The organism is Mesorhizobium sp. BR1-1-16 (assembly GCF_020165495.1).
Classification (GTDB): domain Bacteria; phylum Pseudomonadota; class Alphaproteobacteria; order Rhizobiales; family Kaistiaceae; genus Kaistia.
In genome coordinates, this window is record NZ_JAIUIE010000005.1 from 1 (window position 1) to 23926 (window position 23926).

Annotated in this window: 23 protein-coding genes; 19 read left to right on the top strand and 4 right to left on the bottom strand. The window is 65.5% G+C overall.

Annotated features, from left to right (window positions below; all coding sequences use genetic code 11):
- From LB518_RS12635 to lpdA, 17 genes are all read left to right on the top strand, one after another.
- Positions 1 to 869: FkbM family methyltransferase (locus LB518_RS12635; RefSeq protein ID WP_224577874.1), on the top strand; the 869-nt coding region annotated here is incomplete at its 5' end.
- Positions 870 to 1037: 168 nt separating this feature from the next.
- Complete coding sequence (gene sdhC / locus LB518_RS12640) at positions 1038 to 1436, top strand: succinate dehydrogenase, cytochrome b556 subunit (RefSeq protein WP_224577875.1); 399 nt, start codon at positions 1038 to 1040, stop codon at positions 1434 to 1436.
- Positions 1437 to 1454: 18 nt separating this feature from the next.
- Positions 1455 to 1826, top strand: coding sequence for a succinate dehydrogenase, hydrophobic membrane anchor protein (gene sdhD, locus LB518_RS12645; protein ID WP_224578186.1), 372 nt, complete (start codon positions 1455 to 1457; stop codon positions 1824 to 1826).
- 1 nt (position 1827) lies between these two features.
- Positions 1828 to 3651 (top strand): succinate dehydrogenase flavoprotein subunit, encoded by a 1824-nt coding sequence (gene sdhA, locus LB518_RS12650; protein WP_224577876.1) that lies wholly within the window; start codon positions 1828 to 1830, stop codon positions 3649 to 3651.
- A 28-nt stretch (positions 3652 to 3679) separates the two neighbouring features.
- The gene (locus tag LB518_RS12655) at positions 3680 to 4114 is read left to right on the top strand and encodes a DUF3052 domain-containing protein (RefSeq protein ID WP_224578187.1); all 435 of its coding nucleotides are present in this window, start codon (positions 3680 to 3682) and stop codon (positions 4112 to 4114) included.
- Positions 4115 to 4353: 239 nt separating this feature from the next.
- Positions 4354 to 5133: a class I SAM-dependent methyltransferase gene (locus tag LB518_RS12660; protein WP_224577877.1), complete on the top strand. Its 780-nt coding sequence runs from the start codon at positions 4354 to 4356 to the stop codon at positions 5131 to 5133.
- Positions 5134 to 5136: 3 nt separating this feature from the next.
- A complete protein-coding gene (locus tag LB518_RS12665) occupies positions 5137 to 5916 on the top strand; it encodes a succinate dehydrogenase iron-sulfur subunit (protein ID WP_224577878.1) in 780 nt (259 codons plus the stop codon).
- 83 nt (positions 5917 to 5999) lie between these two features.
- Positions 6000 to 6200, top strand: coding sequence for a hypothetical protein (locus tag LB518_RS12670; protein WP_224577879.1), 201 nt, complete (start codon positions 6000 to 6002; stop codon positions 6198 to 6200).
- Positions 6201 to 6237: 37 nt separating this feature from the next.
- Positions 6238 to 6627, top strand: a complete 390-nt coding sequence (locus LB518_RS12675) for a VOC family protein (protein ID WP_224577880.1) — start codon at positions 6238 to 6240, stop codon at positions 6625 to 6627.
- A gap of 239 nt (positions 6628 to 6866) precedes the next feature.
- Entirely contained in the window at positions 6867 to 7448 is a 582-nt protein-coding gene (locus LB518_RS12680; protein WP_224577881.1) for an AprI/Inh family metalloprotease inhibitor, read from the top strand.
- A 27-nt stretch (positions 7449 to 7475) separates the two neighbouring features.
- Positions 7476 to 8642: a cell division protein ZapE gene (gene zapE / locus LB518_RS12685; RefSeq protein WP_224577882.1), complete on the top strand. Its 1167-nt coding sequence runs from the start codon at positions 7476 to 7478 to the stop codon at positions 8640 to 8642.
- A gap of 159 nt (positions 8643 to 8801) precedes the next feature.
- Positions 8802 to 9767 carry a malate dehydrogenase gene (gene mdh / locus LB518_RS12690; RefSeq protein WP_224577883.1) on the top strand — a complete coding sequence of 322 codons (966 nt, stop codon included), beginning with the start codon at positions 8802 to 8804 and terminating at the stop codon, positions 9765 to 9767.
- Positions 9768 to 9813: 46 nt separating this feature from the next.
- A complete protein-coding gene (gene sucC, locus LB518_RS12695) occupies positions 9814 to 11013 on the top strand; it encodes an ADP-forming succinate--CoA ligase subunit beta (RefSeq protein ID WP_224577884.1) in 1200 nt (399 codons plus the stop codon).
- A complete protein-coding gene (gene sucD / locus LB518_RS12700; RefSeq protein ID WP_224577885.1) occupies positions 11013 to 11897 on the top strand; it encodes a succinate--CoA ligase subunit alpha in 885 nt (294 codons plus the stop codon). The genes sucC and sucD overlap by 1 nt, the downstream gene beginning before the upstream one ends.
- Positions 11898 to 12005: 108 nt before the next feature.
- Positions 12006 to 14987 carry a 2-oxoglutarate dehydrogenase E1 component gene (locus tag LB518_RS12705; RefSeq protein ID WP_224577886.1) on the top strand — a complete coding sequence of 994 codons (2982 nt, stop codon included), beginning with the start codon at positions 12006 to 12008 and terminating at the stop codon, positions 14985 to 14987.
- Positions 14988 to 15062: 75 nt separating this feature from the next.
- A complete protein-coding gene (gene odhB, locus LB518_RS12710; protein WP_224577887.1) occupies positions 15063 to 16316 on the top strand; it encodes a 2-oxoglutarate dehydrogenase complex dihydrolipoyllysine-residue succinyltransferase in 1254 nt (417 codons plus the stop codon).
- Positions 16317 to 16389: 73 nt separating this feature from the next.
- A complete protein-coding gene (gene lpdA / locus LB518_RS12715; RefSeq protein WP_224577888.1) occupies positions 16390 to 17793 on the top strand; it encodes a dihydrolipoyl dehydrogenase in 1404 nt (467 codons plus the stop codon).
- Positions 17794 to 17811: 18 nt separating this feature from the next.
- Here the strand turns inward: lpdA and LB518_RS12720 are convergent, their stop codons facing one another.
- Positions 17812 to 19146: an MFS transporter gene (locus tag LB518_RS12720; RefSeq protein ID WP_502845827.1), complete on the bottom strand. Its 1335-nt coding sequence runs from the start codon at positions 19144 to 19146 to the stop codon at positions 17812 to 17814.
- Between the two features lie 167 nt (positions 19147 to 19313).
- Between LB518_RS12720 and LB518_RS12725 the strand changes: the two genes are divergently transcribed.
- Positions 19314 to 20564, top strand: a complete 1251-nt coding sequence (locus LB518_RS12725) for an Hsp70 family protein (protein WP_224577889.1) — start codon at positions 19314 to 19316, stop codon at positions 20562 to 20564.
- On the opposite strand, the gene LB518_RS12730 is transcribed toward LB518_RS12725, so the two are convergent.
- Entirely contained in the window at positions 20549 to 21355 is an 807-nt protein-coding gene (locus LB518_RS12730) for a helix-turn-helix transcriptional regulator (protein ID WP_224577890.1), read from the bottom strand. The genes LB518_RS12725 and LB518_RS12730 overlap by 16 nt on opposite strands.
- A 104-nt stretch (positions 21356 to 21459) precedes the next feature.
- On the opposite strand from LB518_RS12730, the gene LB518_RS12735 reads away from it, so the two are divergent.
- Entirely contained in the window at positions 21460 to 22248 is a 789-nt protein-coding gene (locus LB518_RS12735) for a class I SAM-dependent methyltransferase (protein ID WP_224577891.1), read from the top strand.
- On the opposite strand, the gene LB518_RS12740 is transcribed toward LB518_RS12735, so the two are convergent.
- Positions 22249 to 23208, bottom strand: coding sequence for a tyrosine recombinase XerC (locus tag LB518_RS12740; RefSeq protein ID WP_502845828.1), 960 nt, complete (start codon positions 23206 to 23208; stop codon positions 22249 to 22251).
- 43 nt (positions 23209 to 23251) lie between these two features.
- On the bottom strand, positions 23252 to 23908 hold the full coding sequence (locus LB518_RS12745) for a CPBP family glutamic-type intramembrane protease (protein ID WP_224577892.1): 657 nt from the start codon (positions 23906 to 23908) through the stop codon (positions 23252 to 23254).
- Positions 23909 to 23926 lie beyond the last annotated feature (18 nt).

Genomic DNA, 23926 nt, shown 5'->3' on the forward strand with positions numbered 1-23926 from the left:
GATGCAAGCGGCGTGCAGAGGGAAGTATTTCGCACGATTGCGCCGGCCGCCGCATGAACCGGCTATCACCCGAGGCGATAACGTGGAATCGTCGGTGGATTGGTTCTTTGGGGGAAGAACTTAGTTCCCCGGTGGAGATCCATGATCAGCTGGGGGGCTCTATGCATATTCTGCGCACATTGCGGCGGCAGTTGCGTGCCGTCGGCGGCCACGACTTCTTCGAAAAGCCGGACATTCAGATCCCAAACCAGCATTACGGCTCGGCCTATGGCGGCTGGTGCATCATTCCGGAGGGGATCAAGCCAGATTCCGTCGTTTATTCGTTCGGGATCGGCCACGACGCGTCTTTCGACATCGCCATCATCGAGCAGCTCGGCGTCACCGTCGAGGCGTTCGATCCCACGCCGTCATCGGTGGAATGGGTCGAGGCGCAGCATTTTTCCCCGAACTTCCACATGCATGCCTATGGCCTGGCCGATATCGACGGCCTCGTGACCTTCAACCCGCCAGAAGATGCCCATCACGTCTCGCACACGATGCTGGACCGGCCGTCGACGGCGGCGCACGCGGTGACTGTGCCGGTGAAGCGGCTGGCGACGATCACCCACGAACTCGGCCATGACCACGTTGACATCCTCAAGATGGACATCGAGGGCGCCGAATATCAGGTCGTCACCGACCTCCTCGCCTCGACGATCAGGCCGAGCCAGTTGCTGGTCGAATATCACCACCGCTTCCCGGGTGTCGGCATCGCAAGGAGCAAGGCGTCCATCGCTGCGCTGCGTGCCGCCGGTTATGCCCTGTTCGCCGTCTCGGCCACGGGTGAGGAATACAGCTTCGTGTTCCGGGGCTTGAAGTCGCTGCACTGAGCGCGGCGCGCGCTTCCATCGCCGATTACACTGCCGACGCCTGCGACGACCTCGCCGGTCGCGACAGGCGCATGCGGCTTTGACCACGTCTTGCTATGGGGGTAGAACCGCTCTAGTTCAGAGAAGCGCGACACTTACGTGAACGTAAGCGGCAGGAGGATTGAACCCATGTCGAACGCCGAGGCGAAGACGAGCCGGCCGCTCTCTCCGCACCTGCAGATCTATCGCTGGCCGATCACGATGCTGATGTCGATCCTGCATCGCGCCACCGGGATCGCCCTTTATGCCGGCACCCTGCTGCTGGCCTGGTGGGTCATCGCCGCGGCCGCCGGCCCCACTTATTTCGATGTCGCCAGCGGCGTGCTCGGATCATGGATCGGGCGCCTCGTGCTGTTCGGATACACCTGGGCGCTCGTGCATCACTTGCTCGGCGGCATCCGGCATTTCATCTGGGATGTCGGCGCGGGCTTCTCCAAGCCCGCCCGCGACAATCTTGCCCGCGCCAACATCATCGGCTCCGTCGTCTTGACGATCCTGATCTGGATCGTCGGCCTCGCGGTCAGCTGAGGAACAACGCCCATGTCGATGCGAACTCCGCTTTCCCGCGTCCGCGGCCTCGGCTCGGCCCGCGAAGGCACCGGTCATTTCTGGTATCAGCGCCTCACGGGCCTCGCCCTCGCCTTCCTGACGACAGCTTTCATCGTGCTGGTCATAGTGCTCGCCGGAAGGCCCTATCCGGAGGTCGCGCATGCGCTCGGCAATCCGTTTGTCGCGCTGCTGATGATTCTCATGGTCGGCGCCGGGGCCTGGCACATGAAGATCGGCATGCAGGTGATCATCGAGGATTATTTTCATGGCAACGCCAGGCTGATCGCCCAGATCGCCAATACATTCTTCTCGGTCGCCATCGCCGTTGCATCGGCGGTCGCCCTTCTCAAGCTCAGCTTCGGAGTCTGACATGGCTGAGGCCAATGGCAGCGCGCCGGCCACCAATGGCCGCGCCTATCCCTTTATCGACCATACGTTCGACGTGATCGTCGTCGGCGCCGGCGGCGCAGGCCTCCGCGCCGCGCTCGGCGCCAGCGAGGGCGGTCTCAAGACCGCCTGCATCACCAAGGTGTTCCCGACCCGCAGCCACACCGTGGCGGCGCAGGGCGGCATCTCGGCCGCGCTCGGCAATATGGGCGAGGACGACTGGCGCTTCCACATGTACGACACCGTCAAGGGGTCGGACTGGCTCGGCGATCAGGACGCGATCGAATATCTCGTTCGCAACGCGCCAGCCGCCGTCTATGAACTCGAGCATTTCGGCGTGCCGTTCTCGCGCACCGAGGCCGGCAAGATCTACCAGCGCCCGTTCGGCGGCATGACGACGAATTTCGGCAAGGGCATCGCGCAGCGCACCTGCGCCGCTGCCGATCGCACAGGCCACGCGATCCTGCACACGCTCTACGGACAGTCGCTCCGCCATTCCTGCGAGTTCTTCATCGAATATTTCGCCATCGACCTGATCATGGAGGATGGCGCCTGCCGCGGCGTGGTCGCGCTCTCGATGGAAGACGGCACGCTGCATCGCTTCCGCGCGGCGAAGACCATCCTCGCCACCGGCGGCTACGGCCGTGCCTACTTCTCGGCGACCTCGGCCCATACCTGCACCGGCGATGGCGGCGGCATGGTGCTGCGCGCCGGGCTGCCGCTGCAGGACATGGAATTCGTGCAGTTCCATCCGACCGGCATCTACGGCGCCGGCTGCCTGATCACCGAGGGTGCCCGCGGTGAAGGCGGCTATCTCACCAATTCCGAAGGTGAGCGCTTCATGGAGCGCTACGCGCCCTCGGCCAAGGATCTCGCCTCACGCGACGTCGTTTCGCGCGCGATGACGATGGAGATCCGCGAAGGGCGCGGCGTCGGCAAGGCGAACGATCATATTCACCTTCATCTCGACCATCTCGATCCGGCGCTGCTGCATGAGCGGCTGCCCGGCATTTCCGAGAGCGCCAAGATCTTCGCCGGCGTCGACCTGACCAAGGAGCCGATCCCGGTCTTGCCGACGGTCCATTACAACATGGGCGGCATCCCGACCAACTATCACGGCGAAGTGCTGACCAAGGTTGGCGGCGATCCCGACAGCGTCGTCCCGGGCCTGATGGCTGTCGGCGAGGCGGCCTGTGTCTCCGTGCATGGTGCCAACCGTCTCGGTTCCAATTCGCTCACTGATCTCGTCGTGTTCGGCCGCGCCGCGGCGCTCCGTGCGATCGAGACCGTTCAGCCGGGCGAGAAGCAGCCGGAGTTCGCGAAGGAGGCGGGGGCGGCGGCGATGGCCCGCTTCGATCGCCTGCGCTATGCCGACGGCGCGACGCCGACGGCGGCGCTGCGTCTCCGGATGCAGAAGGTGATGCAGTCGAACTGCGCTGTCTTCCGAACCGGCGAAGTCCTTGATGAGGGTCACGAGCTGATCCACGACGTGTGGCGCGATGCGAATGACGTCCGTGTCACCGATCGCTCGCTGATCTGGAATTCCGACCTCATCGAGACGCTCGAATTCGAGAACCTGATCGTTCAGGCGGTCGCGACGATGGACTCGGCCCAGAACCGTCAGGAATCGCGCGGCGCCCATGCCCGCGAGGATTTCCCGAACCGTGACGACGTCAACTGGATGAAGCACTCCCTCGCCTTCGTCGACACCGTGGCAAAGACCGTGACGCTCGAGGACCGGCCGGTGCACACCTACACGATGTCGAACGACATCGCCTATATCGAGCCGAAGGCCCGCGTCTACTAGGCACGCCCGGACCAGCATCGTGAGCGAAATCCAGCCAGCAGCCGGCTATTCGAAGCGCTCCCTGCCCGAGAAGCTTGGCTTCAAGGTGGGCATGGAGATCGCATTCGTGGCGCTGCCGGAGGGTCTCGCAACGCTCGCCGATGCGGCACCGTTCAAGCGGGTCGTCCAGACCGGCACATGGTCAGCCAATCTCGGCGCGCCGCGATCCTTCGATGCGATCCACGCCTTCACGATCGCCCGCGCCGAGATGGAGATGCACCTGCCGAGACTGCAGGAAGCCATCCGCCGCGACGGCATGATCTGGGTGTCCTGGCCGAAAAAGGCGTCGAAAGTCGCCACCGACGTGACCGAGGATGCCGTTCGCGACGCGGCGCTGGCGTTTGATCTCGTCGACGTCAAGGTCGCGGCCATCGATCCTATCTGGTCCGGGCTCAAGCTGATGATCCGCAAGGATCGGCGATGAGCAGAAGTCCTCTCCCCGCCCGCAACCTTGGAGCCGCCAAAAATACTCTTCCTTCGAGCGCGTTTTGGTCAAATGCACGCAGGATCGGCGTCAAGACTCCTCGTCATACGTCGCGGATGATCTATGGTTGTGCGGCCATGCCAGTCGTCGACGGGCGTGCAGTGCACGGGGATGCCTCGACCAAGAGAAAACAAACAAACGCTGATCGAGCGCATCGCCACGACGAAGGGAGAGACGTCGTGCATGCCATATCGAGTTTCAGTCAACGGATGCGGCCGGAGCGAGCAGCGGGCGGCTTTCCGCGGGACGATGGGTCGCTGGATTTCTACATCCGCATCGATGCGCTGCTGACGCCGGACATGGTGGTGCTCGATCTCGGCGCCGGTCGTGGCGCGCAGTTTGATCGCGACACCTATGTCAGCCGCAAGAGCCGGCTGCGCGGGCGGGTCGCGCGCCTCGTCGGCTGCGATGTCGACCCGGTGGTCATGAGCAATCCGGGCCTCGATGAGGCGCATGTCATCGAACCGGGCAAGCCGCTGCCTTTTGCCGACGCCTCGTTCGATCTCGTTTATTCAGACTGGGTACTGGAGCATATCGAAGATCCGGCAGGCTTCGCCGCGGAGGTCGATCGTATCCTGAAGCCCGGCGGCTGGTTCTGCGCCCGAACCCCCAACAAATGGGGCTATGTCGCCATGGCCGCGCGGCTGTCGCCGGACAAGGTGCAATCGGCGCTCCTCAAGATGGTGCAGCAAAACCGTCTCGAGCATGACGTGTTTCCCAAATACTACCGCGTGAATACGCTGGCCGCGCTTGAACAACACTTCCCGCCCGGCCGTTTCCTCCACGCCAGCCACACGGGCAATCCCGAGCCCGCTTATCATGGCGGCCGCGTCTGGATGTATCGCCTCATCGAACTGTTCCAGGGGCTGCCTCTGCGGACATTCGACACCGTCATCTTCGCCTTTCTTAAAAAGACTGACTCGAATGCCTCGGCGCATGCCGGGAGGCCAAAGGATTAGCGCATGGTCCAGCTCACGCTCCCCAAGAACTCGACGATCAACGAAGGCAAGGCCTGGCCGCGCCCGGCCGGCTCCAACAATGTCCGCGAGTTTCGGATCTATCGCTGGAATCCTGATGACGGCGCCAATCCGCATGTCGACAGCTATTTCGTCGATCTCGACGATTGTGGGCCGATGGTCCTCGACGCGCTGATCAAGATCAAGAACGAGGTCGACCCATCGCTGACGTTCCGTCGCTCCTGCCGCGAGGGTATCTGCGGCTCGTGCGCGATGAATATCGACGGCTCCAACACGCTCGCCTGCACCAAGGGCATCGAGGATGTGAAGGGCGCGGTGAAGATCTATCCGCTGCCGCATATGGAGGTGATCAAGGACCTCGTCCCCGACCTCACCCATTTCTATGCGCAGCACCGCTCGATCGAGCCTTGGCTGAAGACCGCGACGCCGGTGCCCGAGAAGGAATGGCTGCAGAGCCATGCCGACCGCGAGAAGCTGGACGGGCTCTATGAGTGCATCCTCTGCGCCTGCTGCTCGACCTCCTGCCCGAGCTACTGGTGGACTGGCGACCGCTATCTCGGCCCGGCCGTGCTGCTGCAGGCCTATCGCTGGCTGATCGACAGCCGCGACGAGGCGACCGGCGACCGGCTCGATAATCTCGAGGATCCGTTCCGCCTCTATCGTTGCCACACGATCATGAACTGCGCGCAGACCTGCCCGAAGGGCCTCAATCCGGCGAAGGCGATCGCCGAGATCAAGAAGATGATGGTGGAGCGACGCGTCTAGGCAGGACCAAGCCGCAGGCGCGGCGGGAACCTTCGTCGGCCATCGGTCATTTCCTCCGAGGACGGGAAGCGGAGGAGGACGCCATGACCAATCTCGGCAATACTCATGTCAGCGATGCGGCGCCGCGCTGGACGGTCGAGGCGATCGGCCGGTTGCGCGAACTGGCCGGGGAAGGTGTTCCGGCCGAAGTGATCGCGCAGGCGATGCACCGGCCGATCGGCGAGATCATCGGCAAGGCGGCCGAACTGGGGCTTGCCATAGAGCCGGAGCCGAAAACGAATTGACCGGTGCATGCCGCGCCGGCTGCACGGGGGACGCAGCATGGCGGGGACGATCGATCATTTCGGCTTTCAGGTCAGCGACTTTTCGAGGTTGCTGGCCTTTTATGAGCCTGTGCTGGCGGCACTCGGGATCACCAAGGTGATGGATATTCCCGCGGAAGCCGGCTTCAAGGGCGCCGGCTTCGGTGCTGGCGGCAAACCTGATTTCTGGATCTGGGAAGGCGGCAGGACGGCCCCACACCTGCATGTGGCCTTCTCGGCACCCCATCGTGCGGCTGTCGACGCATTCTACGCGGCCGCCTTGGCAGCCGGCGCCCGCGACAATGGAGCGCCCGGCATCCGGGCGCATTACCACCCGAATTACTATGCGGCCTTCGTGCTCGACCCGGACGGCCACAACATCGAAGCCTGCTGCCACGGCGCCGAGTGACGGACTGGCAGGCGCGGTTTTTCTGCGACTGTTGCTTCCTGTGCCTTGTCGATGCCGGCGAGATGCCGTAATGCGCCAACGAAACCCGCCGACTTCAGGCGCAGCGAAGCAGGCCACCAACGGAGAGATCCGGCAACAGGGATGGTCCGCCTTCAAAGCGGCCTGATTTCATGGCCAGCTTGGCGATGGCCAACTCCGCCGAGGCCAGATTGAGCCCGCGACCGATGAAGGAGAATGCAATGCGTCTCAGCCGTCTTGCGCCGATCATGCTGACTGCGGCGCTCGCCGGCTGCGGCTCGTTCGGCGCTGTTGGGCTTGGCCCGATGGATCAGCCGCGGCCCGTCGACAACGACACGCTGCCCCCCGTGGCTTCCGCCCCGGTCGAGAAGAGCGCTCTGCCGCCGCCCCCGGTCGACCCGAACGCCCAGACATTGCCGCCAAGCCCGCCGTCAAGCGCCACGCTGCCGCCCGCCGACGCTGCGAGCCTGCCGGCCACCACCGCACCACAGGGCGCACCCGGCGCGACGGTGGCGCGGGCTGAGCTTGGCCGGACCGATCTGCTCGGCGGCTGGTCGCTGCGGTCCGGCTCCGAGAGCTGCCAGCTCTTCATGACATTGACCTCCTGGACCGGCGGCTATCGGGCCTCGACCCGCGGCTGCCAGTCGCCGACGCTGAAGGGCATTTCGGCATGGAGCCTCAATGGCTCGCAGGTCGTTCTCGCCGGCGCGGGTGGTGCCCCGGTGGCTCATCTCAATGCGGCCGGCACCAATTCATTCGCTGGAACGGCTGATTCGGGCCAGCCGATCGCCTTCTCGCGCTAGGCATCAAGCGACTTCGGGAGCAAGCGCGTGAGCGAGGGGCTGCCGGTTCGCGCCAGCGTCGCCGAGGCGTATGAGCGCCTCGTCACCGATGGCGAGATCGAGGGCGATCCGGCGCAGCGCGCGCTGGTCGCCAAGCTCGACCGCCTCAACGAGCATCTCGCGACACGACGCCTCGCCCATAAAGGCAGCTCGCTCGGCTGGCTGTTCGGCAAGCGCCAGCGCGAACGCGAAACGGTGCGTGGCCTCTATGTCCATGGCGCGGTCGGCCGCGGCAAGACCATGCTGATGGACCTCTTCTTCGCCGAGGCGGTGCCCGAGCGGAAGCGTCGCGCGCATTTCAACGACTTCATGGCCGACGTTCATGCCCGCGTCTTTCGCGTGCGCGAGGCCATCAAGGCCGGCACGCTTAAAGCCGACGATCCGATCGTCCCCGTCGCGGAGGACATCGTCCGCGAGACCGAACTCATCTGTTTCGACGAATTCAGCGTCACCGACATCGCCGATGCGATGATCCTTGGCCGTCTGTTCACGCGACTGTTCGAAGCCGGCGTCGTGATGGTGGCGACCTCGAATGTCGCGCCGGACGACCTTTATCGCGGCGGCCTCAACCGCGATCATTTCTTGCCGTTCATCAAGCTCCTGAAGGCGCAGACCGAGGTCGTCGAGCTCGGTGCGCGCACCGATTATCGGCGCGAGAAGCTGGAGCAACTGCCCGTCTATCTGACGCCCCTCGGCCCGGAAGCCGACGCGGCGATCGACACGGCCTTCGCGCGTCTGACGGCAGGCGGCACGCCGCAGCCGACGACGCTTTCCGTGCTCGGAAGGGATCTCCAGGTACCGGCAGCAGCGCAGGGTGTCGCCCGCTTCGATTTCGTGGATCTCTGCGCACGGCCGCTCGGCCCGAGCGATTTTCTGGCCATCGCGCATGCATTCAACACGGTGGTGATCGATCACATCCCGGTGATGGACGAGAGCCGCCGCAACGAGGCCAAGCGCTTCATCACGCTGGTCGATGCGCTCTATGACGGCCATGTCCGGATCATCGTCTCCGCTGCAGCCGAGCCGGACGAACTCTATCGGGCGAGCGAGGGAACCGAGGCATTCGAGTTCGCGCGCACGGCCTCGCGGCTGACCGAGATGCGATCGCTCGATTACCAGAAGGCGCCTCACAAAGGGTTCATCGTCGAGACATGACGCGCACGTAAGCTCTCGGCATCGATGGCGGAATTGTGCGGCTCATGGCTTTTGTTCGACTTGCGCCCGCGACCCAATCGCGCTATGCCGCCCCCGTTCCGGCAGCCATCCGACTGTGGACCTTACGTTTAGGTAAACCTCTCCCGGGAGACCTTGCACATGGCTCGAGCCAAGATTGCCCTGATCGGTTCCGGTCAGATCGGCGGCACCCTCGCACTTCTCGCCGGCCTTAAGGAGCTCGGCGACATCGTCCTGTTCGACATTGCCGACGGCGTGCCGCAGGGCAAGGCGCTCGACATCGCCGAGGCCTCGCCGGTCATCGGCTTCGACTCGGCGCTGTCAGGCGCATCGTCCTATGCCGCGATCGAAGGTGCCGATGTCGTCATCGTCACGGCCGGCGTGCCGCGCAAGCCTGGCATGAGCCGCGACGACCTGCTCGGCATCAATCTTCAAGTGATGGAACAGGTCGGCGCCGGCATCAAAAAATATGCCCCGAACGCCTTCGTCATCTGCATCACCAACCCGCTCGACGCGATGGTCTGGGCGCTGCAGAAGTTTTCGGGCTTGCCGGCGAACAAGGTGGTCGGCATGGCCGGCGTGCTCGACAGCGCCCGCTTCCGCTATTTCCTCGCCGAAGAATTCAAGGTCTCGGTCGAGGACATTACCGCCTTTGTGCTTGGCGGCCACGGCGACACGATGGTGCCGCTCATCCGTTACTCGACAGTCGCCGGCATCCCGCTTCCCGATCTCGTCAAGCTCGGCTGGATCGAGAAGGACCGCCTTGAGCAGATCGTGCAGCGCACCCGCGACGGCGGCGCCGAGATCGTCAACCTCCTGAAGACCGGCTCGGCCTTCTATGCCCCGGCGGCCTCGGCCATCGAAATGGCGGAGAGCTACCTCAAGGATAAGAAGCGCGTTCTCCCGGCAGCCGCGATGCTGGACGGGCAGTACGGCATCAAGGGCCGCTACATCGGCGTTCCCATCGTCATTGGCGAAGGCGGCGTCGAGCGCATCATCGAGATCAGCCTCGACAAGTCCGAACAGGCCATGCTCGACAAGTCGGTTGCTTCGGTCGAAAGCCTGGTCGAGGCCTGCGTCAAGATCGTCCCGGCGCTCGGCGCCTGATCACCGGCCGTCTCGGCTCCGATCCCCAGAAGGCGGAACGCACTCCATGAACATTCATGAATACCAGGCCAAGGCCCTCCTGAAGGGCTTCGGCGCGCCGGTCTCGAACGGTGTCGCGATCTTCACGGCAGCCGAGGCGGAAGCTGCGGCGCGCGAGCTTGGCGGCCCGCTCTGGGTCGTCAAGTCGCAGATCCATGCCGGTGGCCGCGGCAAGGGCAAGTTCAAGGAAGAAACCGCCGGCGAGAAGGGCGGCGTCCGCCTCGCCAAGTCGATCGACGAGGTCAAGGCCTTCGCGGGCCAGATGCTCGGCTCGACGCTGGTGACTGTGCAGACCGGCCCGGCCGGCAAGCAGGTCAACCGCCTCTATATCGAGGATGGCTCGGACATCGAGAAGGAGTTCTACCTCTCGATCCTCGTCGACCGCGCTACCTCGCGCATCGCCTTCGTCGTTTCGACCGAAGGCGGCATGGATATCGAGGAAGTCGCTCATTCGGCGCCTGAGAAGATCAAGACCTTCTCCGTAGACCCGGCCACCGGCATCATGCCGCATCATGGCCTGACGGTCGCCAAGGCGCTCGGCCTTTCCGGCGCGCTTGCCAAGGAAGCCTATGACGTCGCTTCCAAGCTCTATGCGGCCTTCGTCGCCAAGGATATGGCGATGCTCGAGGTCAACCCGCTGATCGTCACCAAGGACGGCCACCTCAAGGTGCTCGACGCCAAGGTGTCGTTCGATTCGAACTCGCTCTACCGTCATCCCGATGTCGTCGCGCTGCGCGACGAGACCGAGGAAGACCAGAAGGAAATCGAGGCCTCGAAGTTCGACCTCGCCTATATCGCGCTCGACGGCACGATCGGCTGCATGGTCAACGGCGCCGGCCTCGCGATGGCGACGCTCGACATCATCCAGCTCTATGGCGAAAGCCCTGCCAACTTCCTCGACGTTGGCGGCGGCGCCAGCGAAGAGAAGGTGACGGCGGCCTTCAAGATCATCACATCTGATCCGAAGGTGAAGGGCATCCTCGTCAACATCTTCGGCGGCATCATGAAATGCGACGTCATCGCGCGAGGCGTCATCGCCGCCGTGAAGGCCGTCGGCCTCCAGGTGCCGCTCGTTGTCCGGCTCGAGGGCACGAATGTCGAGCTCGGCAAGCAGATCATCCGCGAGAGCGGCTTGAACGTCATCCCCGCCGACGATCTCGACGACGCCGCCCAGAAGATCGTCAAGGCCGTGAAGGAAGCCGTCTGATGTCCATCCTGATCGACGCAAACACCAAGCTCATCACCCAGGGCTTCACCGGCAAGAACGGCACGTTCCATTCCGAGCAGGCGCTCGCTTATGGCACCAAGCTCGTCGGCGGCACGTCGCCCGGCAAGGGCGGCCAGACGCATCTCGGTCTGCCGGTCTTCGACACCGTGGCCGAAGCGCGCGCGGCGACCGGCGCCGATGCCTCCGTGATCTATGTGCCGCCGCCCGGCGCCGCTGATGCGATCTGCGAGGCGATCGACGCCGAGATCCCGCTGATCGTCTGCATCACCGAGGGCATCCCCGTTCTGGATATGGTGCGGGTCAAGCGCTCGCTCTCGGGCTCCAAGTCGCGGCTGATCGGGCCGAACTGCCCGGGCGTCGTGACAGCAGGCGCTTCGAAGATCGGCATCATGCCGGCCAATATCTTCAAGACCGGCAGCGTCGGCATCGTTTCGCGCTCGGGAACGTTGACCTACGAAGCTGTATTCCAGACGACGAATGAAGGCCTTGGCCAGACGACCGCTGTCGGAATTGGCGGTGATCCGGTCAAGGGAACCGAATTCATCGACATTTTGGAAATGTTCTTGGCCGATGATGCCACCACGTCGATCGTCATGATCGGCGAGATCGGCGGTTCGGCGGAGGAAGAGGCGGCCGAGTTCATCAAGGACGAAGCGAAGCGTGGCCGCAAGAAGCCGATGGTTGGCTTTATCGCGGGCCGCACCGCTCCGCCCGGACGGCGCATGGGCCATGCCGGCGCGATCATCTCCGGCGGCAAGGGTGGCGCCGAGGACAAGATCGCGGCCATGGAATCGGCCGGTATCAAGGTGTCGCCCTCCCCCGCGCGCCTTGGAAAGACCTTGGTTGAGGTCTTGAAGGGGTGAGGGCAAAGACCGACATTCCGGGGCAGGAATGACGGGGAAAATGTAACGGCGCGGCGTCCTTGCCGCGCGATCAGGGAGAGAGGAGCCAAGGGGCTCCTCGCTTGGACCATGTCACGCGAACAAGCCAACGCGGCCTTTCAATCGTCTTCGTTTCTCTATGGCGGCAATGCCGCCTATATCGAAGACCTCTACGGACGCTACGAGAAGGACCCCGCCTCGGTCGAAGCCGAATGGCGGGATTTCTTTTCTGCGCTGAAGGACGATCCGGCCACGGTAGCGGCCGAGGCGCGCGGCGCGACATGGGAACGATCCGACTGGCCGGTGCATGCGAATGGCGAACTCGTCTCCGCCATGGACGGCAACTGGGGCCAGATCGAACGTATCGTCACCGACAAGCTGAAGGCCAAGGCCGAGGGCGCCGCCAGCAAGGCGCCGGCCGGCGCAGCTGCGGCCCAGCCGGTCTCGGAAGCGGCGCTGCAACAGGCCGCGCGCGACTCGGTGCGTGCGATCATGATGATCCGCGCTTACCGGATGCGCGGACATCTTCACGCCGATCTCGATCCGCTCCATCTCGCCACCGCCGGCGACCATGAGGAACTGCACCCGTCGAGCTACGGCTTCACCGAGGCCGATTACGACCGCAAGATCTTCATCGACCACGTGCTCGGGCTCGAATTCGCCACCATCCCGGAGATGCTGGCGATCCTGAAGCGCACCTATTGCTCGACGCTCGGCGTCGAGTTCATGCATATCTCCGATCCGGCCGAAAAGGCCTGGATCCAGGCTCGGATTGAGGGGCCGGACAAGGCGATCTCCTTCACCAATGAAGGCAAGAAGGCGATCCTCAACAAGCTGATCGAGGCCGAAGGCTTCGAGAAGTTCCTCGACGTCAAGTTCACCGGCACCAAGCGCTTCGGCCTTGATGGCGGCGAGGCGCTGGTTCCTGCGCTCGAGCAGATCATCAAGCGCGGCGGCAATCTCGGCGTGCACGAGATCGTGCTGGGCATGGCGCATCGCGGCCGCCTCAATGTGCTGACGCAGGTGCTGGCCAAGCCGCACCGCGCGCTCTTCCACGAATTCAAGGGCGGCTCCTATGCGCCCGACGACGTCGAGGGCTCGGGTGACGTCAAGTATCACCTCGGTGCCTCGTCTGACCGCGAGTTCGACGGCAACAAGGTCCACCTGTCGCTGACGGCCAACCCCTCGCATCTCGAGATCGTCGATCCGGTGGTGCTCGGCAAGGCGCGCGCCAAGCAGGACCTGCGCAAGGACTATGTGCGCTCCGAGGTTCTGCCGCTGCTGATCCACGGCGACGCGGCCTTTGCCGGCCAGGGCGTCGTGGCGGAATGCTTCGGCCTGTCCGGCCTCAAGGGCCATCGCACGGGCGGCTCGGTGCATTTCATCGTCAACAACCAGATTGGCTTCACCACCAATCCGCGCTTCTCGCGCTCCTCGCCCTATCCCTCCGACGTCGCCAAGATGATCGAGGCGCCGATCTTCCATGTGAATGGCGATGATCCGGAAGCGGTCGTCTACGCCGCCAAGATCGCGATCGAATTCCGGCAGAAGTTCCACAAGCCGGTCGTCATCGACATGTTCTGCTATCGCCGGTTCGGTCACAACGAGGGCGACGAGCCGGCGTTCACACAGCCGCTGATGTACCGCACGATCCGTAGCCATCCGGCGATCGTCGACATCTATGCCGGCAAGCTGGTTGCCGAGGGGCTTGTCTCCGCCGCCGAGGTCGACACGCTGAAGGCCGAGTGGCGCGCCAAGCTCGAGACCGAGTTCGAAGCCGGGCAGTCCTACAAGCCGAACAAGGCCGATTGGCTCGACGGCGCCTGGGCCGGCCTCAAGGCCGCTCAGCAGGACGACGAGCCGCGCCGCGGCAAGACCGGCCTCGAAATCGACGAACTGAAGCGCATCGGCGAGCGGCTCACCGCCGTTCCCGCCGATTTCCGCGTACACAAGACCGTCCAGCGCTTCATCGACAATCGCAAGAAGGCGATCGAGACCGGCGTCGGCATCGACTGGGCGACCGCCGAGGCGCTCGCCTTTGCCTCGCTCGCCGTCGAGGGCCATCACATCCGCCTGTCCGGCCAAGATGTCGAGCGCGGCACGTTCTCGCAGCGCCATTCTGTGCTCTACGACCAGGAGAGCGAGGAGCGCTTCATCCCGCTCAACAACATCCAGGAAGGCCAGGGCAATTTCGAGGTCATCAATTCGATGCTCTCGGAAGAGGCCGTGCTCGGCTTCGAATATGGCTACTCGCTGTCGGAGCCCAACACGCTGACGCTCTGGGAAGCGCAGTTCGGCGATTTCGCCAACGGCGCCCAGGTGGTGTTCGATCAGTTCCTGTCGTCGGGCGAGCGCAAGTGGCTGCGCATGTCGGGCCTCGTCTGCCTGCTGCCGCATGGCTATGAGGGCCAGGGCCCCGAGCACTCCTCGGCCCGCCTCGAGCGCTGGCTGCAGATGTGCGCCGAGGACAACATGCAGGTGGCGAATGTCACCACGCCGTCCAACTACTTCCACATCCTGCGCCGCCAGCTGAAGCGCGACATCCGCAAGCCGCTGATCCTGATGACGCCGAAGTCGCTCCTGCGCCACAAGCGCGCCGTCTCGCACATCGCGCAGTTCGGGCCGATCTCCTCGTTCCATCGTCTCCTGTGGGACGATGCCGAGTTCCTCAAGGACCAGGTGATCAAGCTCGCGCCGGACGACAAGATCCGCCGCGTCGTCGTCTGTTCCGGCAAGGTCTATTACGACCTCTATGAGGAGCGCGAGAAGCGCGGCATCGACGACGTCTATCTGATGCGCGTCGAGCAGCTCTATCCCTTCCCGCTCAAGGCGCTCGTCGGCGAATTCGGCCGCTTCAAGAATGCCGAAGTCGTCTGGTGCCAGGAAGAGCCGAAGAACATGGGCTCGTGGAGCTTCGTCGAGCCCAATCTCGAATGGGTGCTCGCCCAGGCCGGCGGCGCCGCCAAGCGGGCGCGCTATGTCGGCCGCCCCGCCTCCGCCGCAACGGCGACGGGCCTGATGTCGAAGCATCTTGCCCAGCTCGCCGCCTTCCTGGATGAAGCCTTCGCCTGATCGGGCGGCGCTCTGGCGCCGTCCCTCACATCCACACGATCCGCGTCCCTAGACCAGAACCGCAGAGACCCCGTCATGGCAACCGAAATCCGCGTACCCACCCTCGGCGAATCCGTGACAGAGGCCACGATCGGACGCTGGTTCAAGAAGATCGGCGAGGCGGTGGCGGTCGACGAGCCGCTCGTCGAGCTCGAAACCGACAAGGTGACGATCGAGGTCCCCGCGCCGGCCGCAGGCGTGCTCGAGGCCTTCGCTGCCAATGACGGCGATACCGTCGGCGTCGGCGCCCTGCTCGGCACCATTGCCGAAGCCGGCGCCGCGGCTGCCAAGCCCGCCGCAAAGGCAGAACCGCAGAAGAGCGAAGCGCCGAAGGCCGAGCCGGCCAAGGCAGAACAGGCCAGGCCCGCGCCGGTTGCAGCGCCTGAAAAGCCCGTCGCCGCCGACGCGAATGGCCCGGCTGTGGCCAAGCTCGCTGCCGAGAACGGCGTCGATGTCGGCGGAGTGCCGGGATCGGGCAAGGACGGCCGCGTCACCAAGGGCGACCTGATTGCCGCGATCGAGCGGGGCCCCGCCCCGGCGGCGCCCGCCGCGCCGGTCCAGATGCGCGCGCCCTCGCCGGCTGACGACGCTGCGCGTGAGGAACGCGTGCGGATGACCAAGCTGCGCCAGACGATCGCGCGCCGCCTGAAGGATGCGCAGAACACCGCCGCCATGCTGACGACCTTCAACGAGGTCGACATGGGCGCGGTGATGGCGCTCCGCGCACAATACAAGGACGTGTTCGAGAAGAAGCACGGCGCCAAGCTCGGCTTCATGGGCTTCTTCGTGAAGGCCGTCATCGCGGCGCTGAAGGACATCCCGGCGGTCAATGCCGAGATCGACGGCACCGACCTCGTCTACAAGAATTTCTACCACATCGGCATCGCTGTCGGCACGGACAAGGGCCTCGTGGTCCCGGTGGTGCGCGATGCCGACCAGCTGTCGCTCGCCGGCATCGAGAAGACGATCGCCAGCTATGGCAAGCGCGCCCGCGACGGCCAGCTCAAGATCGACGAGATGCAGGGCGGCACCTTCACGATCACCAATGGCGGCATCTACGGTTCGCTGATGTCGACGCCGATCCTGAACGCGCCGCAGTCCGGCATTCTCGGCATGCACAAGATCCAGGAGCGGCCGATGGTCGTCGGCGGCAAGATCGAGATCCGCCCGATGATGTATCTGGCGCTCTCCTATGATCACCGTGTCGTCGACGGCAAGGAGGCTGTCACCTTCCTCGTCCGCGTCAAGGAAAGCCTGGAAGACCCGCAGCGCCTGATCCTCGATCTCTAAGCGCCGCGTTCCGGGCGCCGCCCCGGCGGCGCTCGCGATGCCCGCCAGCCGCCGAGCCAAGAGTAACAAGCGAATGTCCTACGATCTCATCGTCATCGGTTCCGGTCCGGGCGGCTATGTCTGCGCGATCAAGGCGGCCCAGCTCGGGCTGAAGGTCGCCGTGATCGAGAAGCGGGTCACTTATGGCGGCACCTGCCTCAATATCGGCTGCATTCCTTCCAAGGCGCTGCTCTATGCCTCGGAACAGTTCGATCATGTCGGGCATCTGGCGCCGCTCGGCGTCAAGGTCGGCGCGGCGGAGCTCGACCTGCCGGCGATGCTGGCGCACAAGGACGCGACGGTGAAGTCGAATGTCGACGGCGTCGCCTATCTGTTCAAGAAGAACAAGATCGACGGCATCATCGGCACCGGCGCGATCCTCGCCCCCGGCAAGGTGCAGGTGACGAAGGACGACGGCTCGGCCGAAACGCTGGAGACCAAGGCGATCGTCATCGCCACCGGTTCAGACTCGACGCCGCTGCCAGGCGTCGAGATCGACGAGAAGCGCATCGTCACCTCGACCGGTGCGCTTGAGCTGCAGAGCGTGCCGAAGAAGCTGATCGTCGTCGGCGCGGGCGTCATCGGGCTCGAACTCGGCTCCGTCTGGCGCCGCCTTGGCGCCGAGGTGACCGTAGTCGAGTTCCTTGACCGCATCCTCCCCGGCATGGACGGCGACGTCGCCAAGCAGTTCCAGCGCATGCTGCAGAAGCAGGGCCTCGTCTTCAAGCTCGGCGCGAAGGTCACGGGCGTCGACACCTCCGGCGAAACGCTCAAGGTCAGCGTCGCGCCGGCGAAAGACGGTGCCGGCGAAACCGAGACGCTCGAAGCCGACGTCGTTCTCGTCGCGATCGGTCGCCGTCCCTATACCGAGGGCCTCGGCCTTGAGGCCGTCGGTGTCGCGCTCGACGAGCGCCGCCGCGTCAAGGTTGATGCGCATTATCAGACGACCGTACCGGGCATCTATGCGATCGGCGATGTCATCGCCGGTCCGATGCTGGCGCACAAGGCCGAGGACGAGGGCGTCGCCATCGCCGAGATCCTTGCCGGTCAAGCGGGTCATGTGAACTACGGCGCCATCCCCTCCGTCGTCTACACCAACCCGGAAATCGCCACGGTCGGACGGACCGAAGAGGAACTGAAGGCGGCTGGCATCGAATACAAGGTCGGCAAGTTCCCGTTCTCGGCCAATGGCCGCGCGCGGGCGATGCTGGCGACCGAAGGCTTCGTCAAGATCTTGGCAGATGCCAAGACCGACCGCGTGCTTGGCGGCCATATTGTCGGCGTTGGTGCTGGCGAGATGATCCACGAGATCGTCGTGCTGATGGAGTTCGCCGGCTCGGCCGAGGACCTCGGCCGCACGACGCATGCCCATCCGACCATGTCGGAGAGCGTCAAGGAAGCCGCGCTCGGCGCCTGGTTCAAGTCGATCCATTTCTGATCGGGCGGGCGCCCTCGCTCAGGCGAGCGGCGCCCCCTTCGTCTCGACATCGATCAGCGCGGCGCAGACCGCTCCGATGAGCAACAGCGCCGCGAACATCGCCAGCGCCACGTTGAAGCTGTAACCGACCACGATCCCGACCAAGGTCGGCGCCAGCAATCCGCCGAGCCGCGCCATCGCGCCCGCGATTCCCATGCCGCTGGCCCGGAGCGTCGTCGGATAGAGCTCAGGCGTGAAGGCATAAAGCGCGCCCCAGGTGCCAAGCAGCGCGAAGCTCATCAGCAGCATGGCGCCGGCGATCGGGCCCGGATCACTCAAGACCGCGTAGAGGAAGCAGCCGGCTGCCGACAGCAGCAGGAACGCGATCAAGGTCGGTTTGCGGCCGAAGCGCTCGACGCCCCAGGCCGCCAGCGCATAGCCGGGCAGCTGCGCGATCGCGAGCAGCACCAGGAAGCCATAGCCGCGCACGAAGCCGTGCCCTTCGCTCACCAGCTTGCCCGGCAGCCAGGTGAAGACACCGTAATAGGCGACCGAGACCAGCAGCCAGGCGGCGAGGATGAGAGCGCTGCGGCGACCGATCGGCGCAGCGAACAGCGCCGAGAAAGGCGGCTTGGCGACGGGCTCGACCGTCAGCCGGCCGGGCAGCACACGCCCGCCATTGGCAAGCGCCATGCGATCGAGCACGGCCTTCGCCTCGCTCTCGCGGCCGCTGCGGGCGAGGTAATAGGGCGATTCGGGAATGAGCAGGCGAAGACCGACGCCGACGAGAGCCGGCAGCGCGGTGATGATGAAGATGAACCGCCAGGGCTCCGCGAAGCCGGCGCTGGCCGCGTACCAGGCGGCGAGCGCGACGACGAGCGTGCCGAGCGCCCAGAAGCCTTCGAGCGCCACCAGCCAGCGGCCACGGCGCCGCGTCGGCAGGAACTCGGCCATCATCGCGTAATCGACCGGCAGCGTGCCGCCGACGGCAAGGCCGGTCATGAAGCGGAAGGCGGCCAGCACGATGAAATTCGGCGCGAAGGCCGAGGCGAGACCGAAGATCGCATCGATCAACACCGTGACGATGAGGAGATTCCGCCGCCCGATTCGGTCCGCGAGCCGGCCGAAGGCAGCAGCCCCGATCAGCATGCCGACGAAGAACAGCGTGCCGGCCTGAAGCGCCTGCGGAACCGTCATGCCGAAGCTCGCAGCGATCGATGGCGCCGTGAAGCCAATCGCGAGGACCTGCATCGCGTCCGCGGCCCAGACGAGCCCGAAGATCGCCAGCAGACGGCGCTGGAAGGCGCCGGTGCCGGCGGCGTCCAGCGCCGCATCGATGGTGATTCCGCCTGGCCGTGTTGTCGCCATTGCCATCCGCCCCGTCCTCCGCCTGCCATTTCGCCCGCACAACAGCATCAATGCGCGCGGAGCGAAAGTCGTTACGCCCGATGACGCGCATTCGGGCTTGATCTCGGCTCTCGATGCCACTAACCAGACCAGCCCTTTTCCCGAGAGATCGGTTCCCCGACAGGAGCGACGCCATGACAGCGTGCGGCCTCGATTTCGGCACGTCCAATTCGACGCTCGGTCTCGCCTCCGCGACGCCGGCCCTCGTCGCCCTCGAAGGCGACGACGTCACGCTGCCAAGTGCCATCTTCTATGCCCGCGACGCCGCCCCGCTGGTCGGCCGCGCGGCGATCGCTGCCTATGTCGACGGGCATGACGGGCGTCTCATGCGCAGCCTCAAGGCCGTGCTCGGCAACCCGCTCATCAACGAGACGACGCAGGTCGGCCGCGCCCGCGTCGGCTTCCGTTCCGTGATCGCCCATTTCATCGCCGTGGCGAAGCGCCGGGCCGAGGCGCGAACCGGCTATCAGCTCGAACAGGTGGTGCATGGCCGCCCCGTGCATTTCGTTGATGGCGACGCGGAGGGCGACCGCAAGGCCGAGGGCGTGCTCGCCGAGATCGCCCGAGAGGTCGGCTTCTCCGAAATCTCGTTCCAGTACGAGCCGATCGCCGCCGCGCTCGATTACGAGCGCCAGGTGAATGGCGAGGAAATCGCGCTCATCGCCGATATCGGCGGCGGAACGTCCGACTTCTCGATCGTCCGGCTTGGCCCGGAGCGTCGCGGCCGCGCCGAGCGCGCCGACGACATCCTCGCCAATGACGGCGTGCGCATCGGCGGCACGGATTTCGACCGCCAGCTCAATCTCGGCACGGTGATGCCGATGCTCGGCTATCGGAGCGCCATGAAGCGCGCTGGCCTGCCGGTGCCCTCGGGCTATTTCCACGACCTCGCAACGTGGTCGACGATCAACCGGCTTTATGAGCGCGGCGTGATGCAGCAACTGAGCGAGGTGCGCCGCGAGGCCCGCCATCCCGAGATGATCGAGCGTCTGATCCGCGTCGTCGACGAGCGCGGCGGCCACCGTCTGGCGATCGAAGTCGAGGCGGCGAAGATCGCGCTGTCCGACACGCCGGCCGCCGATATTCCGCTCGACTGGATCGAGCAGGGCCTCGAAGCTCGGGTGACCCGCGACACGCTGGTCATGGAGACGGCGGCGCTGGCCGCCGCCATCGCTGATCGGATTAAGGGCTGCCTCGCCGCGGCCGGCCTCAAGGCCGAGGCGATCGACGCGGTGTTCCTGACCGGCGGCTCGACGCGGCTCGCGCATGTCCGCAAGGCCATCCTCGCGGCGGTGCCGGAGGCGCGTCCCGCCGAGGGCGACACGTTCGGCTCGGTCGGCATGGGCCTCACCATCGAGGCGGCGAACCGCTACGGCGCCGCCTGAGCCGCTTCGATCGGTTCCAGAACGACCAGCTTCCATTCGGGATGGCGCGCCGGCTGCAGCGTCGTCTGGCGAAAGGCGATCCGCCCATCCGCCGGATGATCGAACAGCCGCAGCCCGCCTTCGCGCTCGACGACGGCATGCGCTTCCCAGGCCTCAGCGAAAAGCGGGCTGCCCTCGGCAAGCTGCCCGACGAGAGCGCGCATTTCCGGCGCTGCCAGATGGCGGCTGTAATCGGCGCGGAATTCGGCCGCGACCCGCCGCGCGCGGATGTCCCAATCGGCGATCAGCCGCCGCGCCGCCGGATCGAGAAAGATGAAGCGGAGCAGATTGCGTTCGCCCGCCCCGTCGAGCCAGCCTGTGAAGAGCCGTGCCGCGGGGCCATTCCAGGCCCGCGCCGTCCACGCGCGATCGATGAGATAGGCCGGCATCGCGAGCGCCGCGACGATCGGCGCCAATTCCTCCGGCATCGCGTCGTCGTGGGCTTCCGCCTGTTCCGGATCGGCCCGCCCCGCGACGGCGAAGAGATAGGACCGCTCAGCCGGCGACAGCCGCATCACCCGCGCCAGCCGCACCAGCGCCGATGGCGAGACGGAGAGTTCGCGGCCCTGTTCGATCCAGGCGATCCAGGTCGCGCTGACACCGGCGAGCCCCGCCAGTTCCTCGCGCCGGAGGCCCGGCGTGCGGCGACGGCTGCCGGGATCGAGACCAAACATCGCCGGCCGCAGCCGCTCGCGATGCGCGCGTACGAATTCGCCGAGCTCGCGCCGCCTTGTATCGTCGCTGGTCATCATGGTGAGCTTTATACCAGGATAAGATCGGAACTGGTAACAGGGTATTATGCGCAGCTATCCAGAGAGCCGGCGCCCTGTCGCGCCCTCACCACGGGATCACCACCATGACCGATACATTGAAAGAGACCACGCTCGGCGGCCAGGCAAGCTTGGCCGAGCGCCAGTTCGGCAGCCAGGCCAATGCCTATGTGACGAGCCGCGTCCATGCCGAGGGCGAGGATATCGCCGAGCTCGCCGGACTGGCCGCGACGATCCCCGGGGCGCGCGTGCTCGATCTCGGCTGCGGCGGCGGCCATGTCAGCTATGCCGCGGCGAAGGTCGCGCCGTCGGTCACAGCCTATGATCTCTCGGCCGACATGGTGGCCGCTGTCGCGCGCGAAGCGGCGGCGCGCGGCCTCACAGGCATTGAAACCGTGCAGGGGCCGGCCGAGCGCCTGCCTTTTGCCGATGCGAGCTTTGACGTCGTCTTGTGCCGCTTCACGGCGCATCACTGGCAGGATGTTCGGGCCGGCCTCCGCGAGGCGCGGCGCGTTTTGAAGCCATCGGGCGTTGCCGGCTTTGCCGACGTCGTGGCCCCCGAACTGCCGGTATTCGACACGTTCCTGCAGACCTTCGAAATGCTGCGCGACCCCTCGCATGTCCGCAACTATGCGGTCGCGGAATGGATCGAGATCGCGGGAGAAGCCGGGTTCAAGGCAACCGCCCTGACACGCCGCCGCCTGCCGCTCGGTTTCAAGAGCTGGATCGAGCGGATGCGCACGCCGCAGGTGTTCGCCGAGGCGATCCGCGCCTTGCAGAGCGCGGTCTCGGACGATGTTCGGCGCTATTTCGAGATCGATGCGGACGGGAACTTCGTCATCGACACGATGGTGGTGACGCTGAAACCGCTCTGATCAGCCTGGCCGGCGTCGCGCGCGCGGATGCGTTTCCTCGAACACGGCGAAGAGGCGCTCCGTGTCGACGCCGGTATAGATCTGCGTCGTCGAGAGGCTGGCATGGCCGAGCAGTTCCTGGATGGCGCGGAGATCGCCACCACCAGCCAGGAGATGCGTCGCGAAGGAATGGCGGAGCGCATGCGGCGTCGCGCTGTCCGGCAGGCCGAGCGCACCGCGCATTTTCGCCATCGCAAGCTGGACAATGCGTGGCCGGAGCGGCCCGCCGCGCACGCCGATGAAGAGCGGGCCGTCCGCTTTCGGCGCGAACGGCGCGAGGCGAAGGTAATCGGCGATCGCTTGGGCGACCACGGGAAGCACGGGCACCAGCCGCGTCTTGCCACCCTTGCCGGTGACGCGAAGTACCCCCTCGCCCGAAAGCGGCGCATCGGCGCGGCGGATGCCGAGCGCCTCGGAAATACGAAGGCCTGAGCCATAGCAGAGCGCCAGCACAGCCGCGTTACGCGCCGCGACCCAGGGCTCGTCGTCGAGTTGCTCCTCGGCTTCCGTGACGCGCACGGCGAGCGTCGGCGACAAGGGCTTCGGCAATGTCTTCGGCTGCCGCGGCGTTCGCATGGCACGGAAGGCGGCGCCATTGGCCAGTCCCTCCCGTTCAAGGAAGGAAATGAAGGAGCGAATCCCGGCAAGCCCCCGCGCCAGCGTCCGCGCGCCGGCGCCGCCCTGCCGGCGGCTCGCCATGAAGCCGCGAATGTCGCCCATGCGGAGATCGGCCAGATCGGCGATCGTCGGCGGATTGCCGATATGCAGCGTGATGAAGGAGAGAAACTGCGCGAGATCGCGGCCATAGGCCTCGAGCGTCTTCGGCGACAGCCGCCGCTCACCCCGCAGATGCTCCTCCCAGGCATCGATCATGGCGATCGTGTCGGGCGCGGCGAGGATCAGGGGCGGCGCAGCGGTCATGCCAAAGGATAGCGATCGGCGCGGTTAACGAAGGCTTAAGCCGCTAGAGCAGCGTTCCCAGCGCATTGCCGGCCTGCAGCGCGATGGCTGGCCACAGACTGCCGGAGACGAAGCGGAGAATGCCGGCCAGAAGACTGAGCAGCAGGATGCTGTAGAGCATCACCGGCTCGATCCCCGTTGAGTCCGCCACGAAGAAACTCGGCATGCGGAAAGCCAGCACGACGACGGCGGTCAAGGGGATTGCGACCTTGGGCCCGAACAGCTCGGTCAGCCGCGTCTGCAGGATGCCGTGGAAGAGGACTTCGTTGAGCAGGATCCCGCCAAGCATGAAGACATAGATCTCGACTGGCAACACGGAGAGCAGGCCGCTCGGCGGACGGCCGAGCGCGACGCGGAGCGCATGCCAGCCGAAGATCGCGATGAAGGTCGCAGCCGTGATCGCGAGCGCCCGATGGCCGATCGGCAGAAGACCGACAAAGGTGAGCAGCTTCGGCTTCTGCCAGACGGCCCAGAGCGCGATCGCCCCGATCCACAACAGCAGCGGAAAGATCTGCCGCGCCCACCCATCGGAGGGCGGCAGCTGCCGCAGCCAGAAGATTGAGCCGGCCCAGACGAGGAACAGCCCACCGAACAGCGCCGCGAGCGGCAGCATGGCGGCGAGCGATGGAGCGGTTGGCAGGCTGCGCTTCGATTCGGTCATGCGCGAAGCTAATCCGGC

Bases quoted from the DNA above. Each gene is read 5' to 3' on its own strand.
- LB518_RS12675 (WP_224577880.1), top strand. From the start codon at position 6,238: ATGGCGGGGACGATCGATCATTTCGGCTTTCAGGTCAGCGACTTTTCG.
- LB518_RS12735 (WP_224577891.1), top strand. From the start codon at position 21,460: ATGACCGATACATTGAAAGAGACCACGCTCGGCGGCCAGGCAAGCTTG.
- LB518_RS12670 (WP_224577879.1), top strand. From the start codon at position 6,000: ATGACCAATCTCGGCAATACTCATGTCAGCGATGCGGCGCCGCGCTGG.
- LB518_RS12740 (WP_502845828.1), bottom strand. From the start codon at position 23,208: ATGACCGCTGCGCCGCCCCTGATCCTCGCCGCGCCCGACACGATCGCC.
- sdhA (WP_224577876.1), top strand. From the start codon at position 1,828: ATGGCTGAGGCCAATGGCAGCGCGCCGGCCACCAATGGCCGCGCCTAT.
- mdh (WP_224577883.1), top strand. From the start codon at position 8,802: ATGGCTCGAGCCAAGATTGCCCTGATCGGTTCCGGTCAGATCGGCGGC.
- LB518_RS12720 (WP_502845827.1), bottom strand. From the start codon at position 19,146: ATGGCAATGGCGACAACACGGCCAGGCGGAATCACCATCGATGCGGCG.
- LB518_RS12725 (WP_224577889.1), top strand. From the start codon at position 19,314: ATGACAGCGTGCGGCCTCGATTTCGGCACGTCCAATTCGACGCTCGGT.
- LB518_RS12730 (WP_224577890.1), bottom strand. From the start codon at position 21,355: ATGATGACCAGCGACGATACAAGGCGGCGCGAGCTCGGCGAATTCGTA.
- sdhD (WP_224578186.1), top strand. From the start codon at position 1,455: ATGCGAACTCCGCTTTCCCGCGTCCGCGGCCTCGGCTCGGCCCGCGAA.
- LB518_RS12665 (WP_224577878.1), top strand. From the start codon at position 5,137: ATGGTCCAGCTCACGCTCCCCAAGAACTCGACGATCAACGAAGGCAAG.
- LB518_RS12705 (WP_224577886.1), top strand. From the start codon at position 12,006: ATGTCACGCGAACAAGCCAACGCGGCCTTTCAATCGTCTTCGTTTCTC.
- odhB (WP_224577887.1), top strand. From the start codon at position 15,063: ATGGCAACCGAAATCCGCGTACCCACCCTCGGCGAATCCGTGACAGAG.
- sdhC (WP_224577875.1), top strand. From the start codon at position 1,038: ATGTCGAACGCCGAGGCGAAGACGAGCCGGCCGCTCTCTCCGCACCTG.
- LB518_RS12745 (WP_224577892.1), bottom strand. From the start codon at position 23,908: ATGACCGAATCGAAGCGCAGCCTGCCAACCGCTCCATCGCTCGCCGCC.
- sucC (WP_224577884.1), top strand. From the start codon at position 9,814: ATGAACATTCATGAATACCAGGCCAAGGCCCTCCTGAAGGGCTTCGGC.
- sucD (WP_224577885.1), top strand. From the start codon at position 11,013: ATGTCCATCCTGATCGACGCAAACACCAAGCTCATCACCCAGGGCTTC.
- LB518_RS12680 (WP_224577881.1), top strand. From the start codon at position 6,867: ATGCGTCTCAGCCGTCTTGCGCCGATCATGCTGACTGCGGCGCTCGCC.
- lpdA (WP_224577888.1), top strand. From the start codon at position 16,390: ATGTCCTACGATCTCATCGTCATCGGTTCCGGTCCGGGCGGCTATGTC.